The sequence below is a fragment of the Paenibacillus sp. LC231 genome (assembly GCF_001860525.1).
GTDB lineage: Bacteria > Bacillota > Bacilli > Paenibacillales > Paenibacillaceae > Paenibacillus_AQ.
The window spans coordinates 234,116-243,824 of record NZ_JFOM01000008.1; the positions used below are offsets into that span (position 1 = coordinate 234,116).

Below are 9,709 nucleotides of genomic sequence, written 5' to 3' on the forward strand. Positions count from 1 at the left end.
ACTGGGAGTTGAAATCCCATAGTTGTTATGAATGTACTCGATTCTCCCAAATCACATATAGGGTGGATATTTCTATTGGGACAATGGGGCCGATGGTATACACCTTTGATTGGTGGCGTGACTGGGTCCCCAGCCATCGATTACTTATAGAAAGGACCTGAGGCATAGATTTATTTGATGCATAAATATTCACCTTTTGTAACCCTATTTCAGCTATACCTGGTCTGTGAACATTATTATTTTCAAAGACTGGGTATTTTTTTGTTATATCATCGGTATAAATAGAAGTTCGAAATATAAAACTATACTATGATTTTGGCTACTGGATGTATTTTTCAAGTGTAATAAATGGAAAATTAGGCTTCCTCTAATAGCGCATACATGATCGTTTTGGGAAGTTGTCGATAAACTTAATTATTTCCGAGGAAATGTCGTATAGAAAGTGCTGGATTCTTAGCCTCCAGCCAAGTATTATAGAAGAGTCGGTCCTGAACAGGGCAGGATAATTTATGAAGGAGGAGGGAGTATGAACCAGGATTTATCTAATTCAATCAGTGCTGTAGGTGTTAACGGGTTGTTGTCTATTGTCATTTCGCTGATCTGTATCGCACTGGCTTGGTGGGCATTACAACAACTGAAGCTGGATTTGATTGTCCGTCATCCAAAAGGGCCGCAGGGAAAGCTGCTGCATTTGCTGCTGGCGGTGGTGCTTGGACGATTCGTGGCTGAATTCCTAATTGACTATATTACATGGAGTCAAATGATCCGATATATATTTTAGCGCAGAGAATGAGCGTCATACATAACACGAGGTGCTGCAGCTAGTAATCAAACATTTGTTGCATGTTGGTTATGTGTTTGGCGATATTTTACTCGTCTGTTTTAATTGCGGCATGAATGGTTATATCTCTGTTAGGTTGCTTGGAGAGAAGATGTCGAATAAACGCATTTTATTATGTTAACACTTAAAATAAGAAATTGATCGGGCGGACGGTATGACTTCCGGACTATAATGTTCACCCGGTAATTGTTATGCATTGACAAGTGCTGGTCGGTCATGGTACCTTTCGTAGGTCCATACTGCGGATAACAGATGCTTCATAAGGTGGCATCATGGATTTCTGAAACCTGATGTGGACACCGAAACAGATGTCATAAATAGTTCGAAAATCGCTTGTTTAGCGGAAATCTCTAATGTTAAGATGAAAGTTAGGGAATTAGCAACAACTAATTACTAACACACGCAATCAGGAAAATTATGGACGCGGAGGGAAACCATGATGAGCAAATTTATCGTCCGCGGTGGCAAAAGACTGACCGGAAGCGTCAAAGTCAGCGGAGCAAAAAATTCAGTTCTTCCGATCATCGCTGCCTCTCTACTAGGGGAAGTTGGGGAAAGTGTTATTATTGACGCGCCTCCTCTTGACGATGTAATTACAATCAGTAAAGTATTGGAGTCGCTTGGTGCGGGCATTACATATCAGGATGAAGTGATACGTGTGAATGCAGAGCACATAACGACATGTGAAGCGCCTTATGAATGGGTGCGGAAGATGCGGGCGTCTTTTCTGGTCATGGGGCCTTTATTGGCACGTTGTGGACGAACCCGGATTTCGCTTCCCGGGGGATGTGCTATCGGCACAAGACCCATTGACCAACACCTAAAAGGATTTGAAGCTCTCGGGGCAGAGATCAGCCTCGGACAAGGATATATTGAAGCTAAAAGCAATGGCAGATTGCGTGGGGCGAAGGTCTACTTGGACGTAGCCAGCGTAGGTGCTACTGAAAATATTATGATGGCTGCTACATTGGCTGAAGGAATCACGGTAATCGAAAATGCGGCGAAAGAGCCGGAAATTGTCGATTTAGCGAATTACCTGAATGCGATGGGTGCCAAAGTTCGCGGTGCGGGCACGGGTGTGATTCGGATCGAGGGCGTTGAGCAGATGCATGGCGTCAAGCATAACGTGATTCCTGACCGGATTGAAGCAGGCACCTTCATGGCTGCGGCTGCGATCACGGGTGGGGATGTATATGTGGAAGGAGCCATTGCGGACCACCTTGGACCGGTTATTTCCAAAATGGAAGAGATGGGGATTACCATTGAACCGGACGAGAATGGGATTCGCGTTATCGCTGACAAACCATTAAAGTCGGTTGATGTGAAAACCTTGCCTTATCCTGGCTTCCCAACGGATATGCAGTCCCAGATGATGGCGCTTTTGCTGGTTTCCGAAGGTACAAGTGTTGTTACGGAAACGGTATTTGAGAACCGCTTTATGCATGTGGATGAATTCCAGCTGATGAATGCGGAGATCAAGGTTGAGGGACGTTCTGCGATCGTTACGGGCGGAGCTAAGCTTAAAGGAGCCAAAGTAACCGCAACGGATCTGCGTGCAGGGGCTGCCTTGATATTAGCCGGGCTCGTCTCGGAAGGGACTACCGAAGTTGGCGGCGTACAGCATATCGATCGCGGTTATGTTCATTTAGCGGAAAAGCTGTCTGGACTTGGCGCGGATATCTGGCGTATTTCAACGGAGGACCAGAGCTCGGAGAAGGTTTCAAAAAAAGTGGCAGGCGAAACAGAAGACGCAAAAGTTTTCAAAGTTCAACCTACCTGGGTGTAAACAACAGGATGGATCTGGCGACTCAGGATAGACCACAATAGAGTATAGGAGAAGGAGCTTTGCCGATAAGGGCGAAGCTCCTTCTTTTTTGTATAATGCATCACCATAGGCTATCATTCATTCTCGTATGTTGAGATTCCGGTTGACTGGGAGACTCTTTGCTAGCTTGCTTGCAGTCAGTGACCCCGTTCTTCATCCATGTGACTTTGTCCTTTCTCTTAGAATAGTTCTATCAAATGCCCGTGTCTCATAAGTATAAGTAGAGCGTGCAGGAGCATGTACAAGAGTATATACCAGGGGAAAAAGGCACAGGGGGGAAGTGCAATGAAAGATTCAAAGGTTCGGGTGAATGTGAGTTCTGCAGGAAAAAAACGAGCGATTGATTCAAAAGACGATTTGAAGGAAGGAAATTCTCAATCATACCAGGTACCATCCGAGGGATCGGCTGCTCCCGTATTGAAGTGGGACTTTCCCGGAGAACTTGAGAAGAAAGCCGGATCGACTGAAGAACATAGCCATGATTCCAATCCGGATAAAAAGGATATACAGGAAGGGCCGCGCGGGCACCGCGGCCCGAGAGCGCCGGACGCCTTCGGCGAGTCCGGCTACACCCCGCGGGCGGCCCATACGCCGCCGCCCGAACGCCCCGCTGGCGCGCCTGCGCACGGCGCCGCGCCAGCCCCCGGCGGGCCGGCGGCGATGCCGCAGGGCCCGCATTCCGCGGCCGAGCCGCAGCGCTTCGCGCCAGCGGCAGCGGGCCGCGTACCGCGCGGCGGCCGCACGTTCCGTGTGCGGCCTGCGCGCTGGGGGCGCCGCGGCTTTGCCTCGCGGCGACCGGCCGCCGGAAGGCGGCGGGTGCGGGTGCACCCAGCCGTCTGGGCGGTGGCGGTGCTGCTGGCCTTAGCGCTGGCGCTGCCCTTGCTGGTGGTTGCCCCCGGCAACAACGCACCAGAGCCGCTTCCGCCGGGGCCTGCCCCGCTGCCTTCCGCCGAGCCGCAGGCGGCGGAAGAGCCCACGGTATCCGTCTACTTAACCAAGACGGATACCGTGGAGGAACTGCCGCTGGAACAATATCTCGTCGGCGTCCTGGCCGCCGAGATGCCGGCCGTGTTCCAGCTGGAGGCACTCAAGGCCCAGGCCATCGCGGCACGGACCTATATCGTGCAGCGGCTGGCGTCCGGCGACCGCAGCGGCGTGCCGGACGGCAAGGCCGTGGTGACCGATACGGTCAGCCACCAGGCTTACATCGCCCAAGACGAATTGACGAAGGAATGGCAGCGGCTCGGGAAGGAAGCCGAGCTGGCGAAGCTCCAGCGAGCGGTAAAGGAAACGGCAGGAGTGGTAATGACATATGAGGGTCAGCCGATTACCGCTTCTTTTTTCTCCACCAGTAACGGTTATACCGAAAATTCAGAGGATTATTGGAAGAACGAGATTCCTTACCTGCGCAGTGTGGAGAGTCCATGGGATAAACAGATTTCACCGAAGTACAAGACAACGATCACGATGCCCCGCTCGGAATTCATAGGAAAGCTTGGTCTGGCGGATGGAGCCGTACCGGTATCGGCAGGCGGGGATGGGGGAGCTTCTTTTTTGAAAGTACTCTCATATACGCAAGGTCATCGAATTGAGAGCGTACGGGTCGGCGGCAAGAAGTTCACCGGTCGCGAGGTGAGAGAGAAGCTGGGGCTTCGTTCGAGCCAATTCACCCTTCATATGAAAGACAGCGAGATTGAGATAACGACCTACGGCAACGGTCACGGCGTGGGCATGAGCCAATACGGAGCCGAGGGCATGGCCCGCGAAGGATATGAAGCGAAAGAGATTCTGGCGCACTACTATACGAATATTTCTTTTGACAAAACTTCAAATCTTCTCTCTTTAAGTGGAAATTCAAAAGGTCGGATTTTCAGCACCGAGAAGGTTGAATGAAGCTAGGGCCTGAGGAGCGGAGCGTACTTTTTGGGTACGTGAGCACTGGAAGGCCCGGCTGAATTCAAGATTCGATGCCGAACTACTTCTTGATTCACTTCGTGATCAAAAGACGACTTTTTGAACAACCTCTCAAAAAAATAATAGTTAGATAACGTATAAAAGAGTTGCCCCCGGTAACAATGGTTACTGAGGTGATTGCAAATGAATGAACAGAACAAAAATAGTAAACCCCACGAAGAAACTCCTAAAACTGTGCAAGGAGATTCGGCGGTACCGTCATCTTCGTGGAAGAAAGCATTATCCAAACGGTGGGTGTTCCCGGCAGCATACTTAGCAGCAGCGGCAATTATACTAACCCTCGTGTGGGTCTACCAGGACGCCAGCCAAAAGACGCTGAACCCACAAGAGGAAGCAACAACCGTATCGGAATCCGTACAAGGTTCAGAGAAACCTGCTGCAACGGAAGGCAATGACGGAGAAGCTGTAGAAGTGACGGCCAATGCGCAATCGATGATCTGGCCGGTAGCCGATGACGTGGCAGTCAGCATCGTCAAGCCTTACTTTGACGAGACGAACCCGGATTCGCATCAAGAGGCGATGGTACAGTATAATGACACCTTTACGCCGAATATGGGAATCGACCTGGCTGCTGCGGATGACACGATGTTTGAAGTTCGTGCCGCACTGACAGGTAAAGTGACCCGGGTCGAGAATCATCCGGTTAACGGCAACGTTGTGGAAATTACGTCAGGTGACACGAAAACCGTGTACCAAAGCTTGAACGAAGTGAAAGTGAAGGAAGGCGCTGAAGTGAAGCAGGGCGATTCCATCGCGACTGCCGGGCGCAGTGAGCTTGAGAAGGATCTCGGCAACCATGTGCACTTCGAAGTGTACGAGGGCGGGAAACTGGTCAACCCTGTGAGCGTGCTTCCGCAAAAATAATTTCATTTCTTTGTAGCCATGCGCCCACCGCGCACATGAAGAGGGCAGGATCTTGTGATCCTGTCTTTTTTTTGTTGCGGTTTCGGACGGCAAGTCCAACCCTTGCTGGGCCTTGTTTTTTGGACTGTTTAGACTTGTCCGTCACAGGCATGTCCAGAAAATAAATGGGTCCAAGTAAGCTTGTCACCCCTTGAAACCGAGAATATCCCGTCATGCCCCTCATATAATGTACCAAACTATCCACACAGTAGGGAGGCGGGAGCGTGCACGATTACATCAAAGAGCGGACCATTAAGATCGGACGCTGTATCGTGGAAACGAGGCATACGGTTCGAACTATAGCCAAAGAATTTGGCGTGTCGAAGAGCACGGTGCATAAGGACTTAACCGAACGTCTGCCGGAGATCAACCCGGACCTGGCGGATCAGGTGAAGCACATTCTCGAATACCACAAATCCATCCGCCATCTGAGAGGCGGAGAAGCTACCAAGATCAAGTACAAAAAAACCGGCAGCAACCGCGAACCGGTGGCCACGGCGAAATCCTGATTTTTAGGGCTTAGGTCACTAGATTGACGTTGAATCCCTCCCCTAAAGTATGATATGTTAAAAGCTGGTATAGGATCGAAATATGGGACCTGTTTTGCCGAAGATCATCATCGATTGCTAGATTATGTCGAAGGATGGTTCGGTACAGTGAACAGACTCTTTTACCATAAAATAACACTTTGGGGGCTTTTCATGATGTTGAGCAAGGATATTGGAATCGATCTCGGAACGGCGAACGTGCTCATACACGTAAAGGGGAAGGGGGTAGTGTTAGACGAACCTTCCGTTGTCACTATTGAGACCGACACCAAACGAGTCCTTGCCGTCGGTGAGGAAGCACGGCGCATGGTCGGGCGCACTCCCGGCAACATTACGGCGATCCGCCCGCTGAGGGACGGGGTCATCGCCGACTTCGAAATTACGGAAGCGATGCTGAAGTACTTTATTGATCGCGTGGGCGCGCGCAGTTGGCACAGCCGGCCCCGAATCCTCATCTGTGCACCGACCAACATTACTTCGGTAGAGCAGAAGGCGATCCGGGAAGCGGCTGAGCGCAGCGGCGCAAGGGATGTGTTCCTTGAAGAAGAACCGAAGGCAGCGGCAATTGGCGCAGGAATGGATATTTTCCAGCCGAGCGGTAACATGGTTGTGGACATCGGGGGCGGCACCACGGACGTGGCCGTCCTGTCCATGGGCGATGTCGTCACCGCTTCTTCGATTAAAATGGCGGGGGACAAGTTCGACGAGGCGATCACGAAGTATGTGAAGCATAAATATAAATTGCTGATCGGGGAACGGACGGCAGAAGATTTGAAGGTAGCAATCGGAACGGTTCGTCCAGGCGGTAGACAAGCTGAGATGGATATTCGCGGACGCGATATGGTATCGGGGCTGCCGTTTACTGTAACGGTGTCTTCGGCAGAGGTGCAGGAAGCACTGTGGGATCCGGTGTCATCGATCGTACTCGCAGCCAAATCTGTTTTGGAGCGGACCCCGCCGGAGCTGTCAGCGGACATTATCGATCGCGGCGTCATATTGACCGGCGGTGGCGCACTGCTTCATGGTTTGGACGAGCTGTTAACGGACGAGCTGCGGGTGCCGGTGCTTGTTGCGGAGGATCCGATGCATTGTGTGGTTAAGGGAACGGGAATTATGCTGGATAATTTGGACAAGGTCGTAAAGAAAAAGTTCTAACCTTCCGATAAAGATGATAGGAACAACATGAATATGGATATGAATCGGTATAATCACCACGATGAAATTAGCGATCTGCTCCGCATTACATACACGCTGATAACAGCGGAGAGGGCGGAATTGTAATGGAAAAGCGAAGAGTTCGCCTTTGTTTTTGGATTTCAAACCATATCCAAGATGGTAACAAGAAATCCAAAGACAACAGCGATTGGAAGTAGAATCCGTCATCGTAGCGGTCGTTATATCGATTAAGGTTGTTATGATTCGTTAATGGAAGGGAAGTGCCTTGATTGTTAAGAGGTCTATATACAGCCGCTTCAGGGATGATGACTCAGGAGCAGCGACATAATACGGTGACGCAGAACATCGCTAACGTCAACACGACAGGCTACAAGGCAACCAACAGCGTACAGCGTTCGTTCCCTGAAGTTCTTGTCTCCATGATCGGCGGCAATGATTCGACGAATGCGGGGCGGAAGCTGGGTAAGTTCAACACGGGTGTTTACGCTGAGGAGAGCATATCGCTTTATACGGAAGGCGCGCTCCGTGAAACGGGCAAGTCAACAGACTTTGCGCTGGTATCCTCTTTTGCGGTACAGAATCCGGCAACGGGCCAACCTTATCCCTTTGATGCTTCCGGCAGATACGTGGATGAGAACGGCGAGGTGATCTACCGGCCGGAAGGTTTTTTTACGGTTCAGACTGAGAATGGGGATATCCGTTACACCCGTAACGGCAGTTTCCGGGTTAGCCCGAATGGCAGCCTCTTGAGCGAGAGCGGCTATCAGGTATTGGATAACAATAACAGACCGATTGTATTGACAGGCTCGGCGAGTAACTTTACAGTGAATGAGCAAGGAGAAATCATGGACGCAGAAGGCAATGGGACAGGCATCATTCTCGGAGTCAGCATCGTGAGCGAGCCTCATGGACTGATTCGTGAAGGTCATGGCGTGTTCCGTATGGCCGATCCGGACGGGGAAGTGCGTTTTATGGCACCCGGTGATAACGGAGTCATCCGCCAGGGATTCATCGAGGGGTCCAACGTGGATCCGACGCAATCGATGGTTGAATTGACAGCTGCGCTGCGCGCGTATGAAACAAACCAAAAAATCGTTCAGTATTACGACAGAACGCTGGAGAAGGCGGTCAATGAGATCGGCCGAGTCTAAGCTGTGTTTGTAAGTAGGCAGGCAGCACAACTGCTGTATGAAAATGTGAGCCCACGGGAGGTAAGTGATGAACAACTCGATGATTAGCGCCATGGTGTCGATGAATGCCCTCCAGCAGCGATTGGATGTCATTGCGGACAATATAGCAAACGTCAATACGGCTGGTTATAAGAAACAGGAGGGATCCTTTGAAGATGTGCTGACGCAGGTTCAGCGGCATCACAAGGATTTCGACCGGACGGGCCGCGCGACACCGCTTGGCTACACACTCGGGTATGGCATGAGACTATCTTCCGTCGTGCAGAACATGGAGCAGGGGGCCATGAAGGAAACCGGTAATCCGCTCGATCTGATGATTGATGGACAAGCCATGTTTGCCGTTCAGGGAGATGGCGCGATTGGATATACCCGCGAAGGCGGATTTCATGTATCCCCGGATGCCCGGAATCCAAACAACCTGCTGCTGGTCAATTCACAAGGCTATCCTGTACTTGACGTGAACAATAATCCAATCTCGCTTCCGGCCAAGGGGAAAGTTGCCATTAACCAGAAAGGGCAGATTATCGTGGAGACCCCAACGGGTCGAACGGCTCCTTATGCAACCTTGAAGCTGGTTGAGCTTGAGCGTCCGGAGGGCTTGGTCGCTGTTGGCGATAACCTGTTCGTCGTAGGAAGCGGCTTGACGGAAGGCGATGTGTTCGATTTAACACCGTCGGCTCCGGGCGAGCCTCCGAAATCGAAGGTGCTTTCCGGATTTATTGAACAATCCAATGTCAATTTGACCGATGAAATGACCAAAATGATGGAAGTACAGCGGGCCTACCAGCTGACGGCACGTGCGCTTAGTTCAAGCGATACCATGATGAACCTTGCCAACACAATGCGAGGGTAGGTGGGCATCATGAGTGAATCAAACGCCAAAAAACGATCCAAGACATCCGGATGGAAAATCGCTGTCCGTATCATGATTCCTGTATTGCTCGTATTGGCATTATTCGGAGGCATGGTCTTCGGATATGTTGTTCTCGGCGATCAGGAGCTCAGTGAAGTGTTTGAATGGGGCACATGGAAGCATGTTTTTGATTTAATTTTTGCACCGTGACGAGAGGTCAAGGTGACCACAATGTCTTGAGATAAGATGCCAAACTCCCTTTAAGGGAGTTTTCAGATTGTCGAGAAACCCTGTACTTTTTTCAAAGTACAGGGTTTCTCCCTTTCTAAGTAGTCACTTCAAGAGGGGAAATGGGGGGATTACCCCCTGTTTTCCAGGCGATCCAGGTGGATCGCCATC

General features: G+C 50.8%; 9 protein-coding genes. All 9 read left to right on the forward strand.

Features of this window, described 5'->3' with window-relative positions; translation table 11 throughout:
- The first annotated feature begins 526 nt into the window (after positions 1–526).
- The 9 genes from AK95_RS05090 to AK95_RS05130 all read left to right on the forward strand — a co-directional run bounded on the left by AK95_RS05090 (position 527) and on the right by AK95_RS05130 (position 9,520).
- Positions 527–781 (forward strand): DUF1146 family protein, encoded by a 255-nt coding sequence (locus tag AK95_RS05090; protein ID WP_071218875.1) that lies wholly within the window; start codon positions 527–529, stop codon positions 779–781.
- 499 nt (positions 782–1,280) lie between these two features.
- Positions 1,281–2,627 carry a UDP-N-acetylglucosamine 1-carboxyvinyltransferase gene (gene murA / locus AK95_RS05095; protein WP_181469847.1) on the forward strand — a complete coding sequence of 449 codons (1,347 nt, stop codon included), beginning with the start codon at positions 1,281–1,283 and terminating at the stop codon, positions 2,625–2,627.
- 324 nt (positions 2,628–2,951) lie between these two features.
- A complete protein-coding gene (gene spoIID / locus AK95_RS05100; protein ID WP_235612993.1) occupies positions 2,952–4,559 on the forward strand; it encodes a stage II sporulation protein D in 1,608 nt (535 codons plus the stop codon).
- A gap of 204 nt (positions 4,560–4,763) precedes the next feature.
- Positions 4,764–5,504, forward strand: coding sequence for a M23 family metallopeptidase (locus AK95_RS05105; RefSeq protein ID WP_071218877.1), 741 nt, complete (start codon positions 4,764–4,766; stop codon positions 5,502–5,504).
- 263 nt (positions 5,505–5,767) lie between these two features.
- A complete protein-coding gene (spoIIID, locus tag AK95_RS05110) occupies positions 5,768–6,052 on the forward strand; it encodes a sporulation transcriptional regulator SpoIIID (protein WP_009594246.1) in 285 nt (94 codons plus the stop codon).
- A gap of 195 nt (positions 6,053–6,247) precedes the next feature.
- The gene (gene mreB / locus AK95_RS05115) at positions 6,248–7,246 is read left to right on the forward strand and encodes a rod shape-determining protein (protein ID WP_063479709.1); all 999 of its coding nucleotides are present in this window, start codon (positions 6,248–6,250) and stop codon (positions 7,244–7,246) included.
- Between the two features lie 290 nt (positions 7,247–7,536).
- On the forward strand, positions 7,537–8,418 hold the full coding sequence (locus tag AK95_RS05120; RefSeq protein WP_071218878.1) for a flagellar hook-basal body protein: 882 nt from the start codon (positions 7,537–7,539) through the stop codon (positions 8,416–8,418).
- 67 nt (positions 8,419–8,485) lie between these two features.
- On the forward strand, positions 8,486–9,310 hold the full coding sequence (locus tag AK95_RS05125) for a flagellar hook-basal body protein (RefSeq protein ID WP_071218879.1): 825 nt from the start codon (positions 8,486–8,488) through the stop codon (positions 9,308–9,310).
- Between the two features lie 9 nt (positions 9,311–9,319).
- Positions 9,320–9,520: a DNA-directed RNA polymerase subunit beta gene (locus AK95_RS05130; protein WP_009594210.1), complete on the forward strand. Its 201-nt coding sequence runs from the start codon at positions 9,320–9,322 to the stop codon at positions 9,518–9,520.
- The last annotated feature ends 189 nt before the right edge of the window (positions 9,521–9,709 follow it).

Excerpts from the sequence above, each read along its gene's own strand:
- AK95_RS05090 (WP_071218875.1), top strand. The coding sequence starts at position 527 with ATGAACCAGGATTTATCTAATTCAATCAGTGCTGTAGGTGTTAACGGG.
- murA (WP_181469847.1), top strand. The coding sequence starts at position 1,281 with ATGAGCAAATTTATCGTCCGCGGTGGCAAAAGACTGACCGGAAGCGTC.
- spoIID (WP_235612993.1), top strand. The coding sequence starts at position 2,952 with ATGAAAGATTCAAAGGTTCGGGTGAATGTGAGTTCTGCAGGAAAAAAA.
- AK95_RS05105 (WP_071218877.1), top strand. The coding sequence starts at position 4,764 with ATGAATGAACAGAACAAAAATAGTAAACCCCACGAAGAAACTCCTAAA.
- mreB (WP_063479709.1), top strand. The coding sequence starts at position 6,248 with ATGTTGAGCAAGGATATTGGAATCGATCTCGGAACGGCGAACGTGCTC.
- AK95_RS05125 (WP_071218879.1), top strand. The coding sequence starts at position 8,486 with ATGAACAACTCGATGATTAGCGCCATGGTGTCGATGAATGCCCTCCAG.
- AK95_RS05130 (WP_009594210.1), top strand. The coding sequence starts at position 9,320 with ATGAGTGAATCAAACGCCAAAAAACGATCCAAGACATCCGGATGGAAA.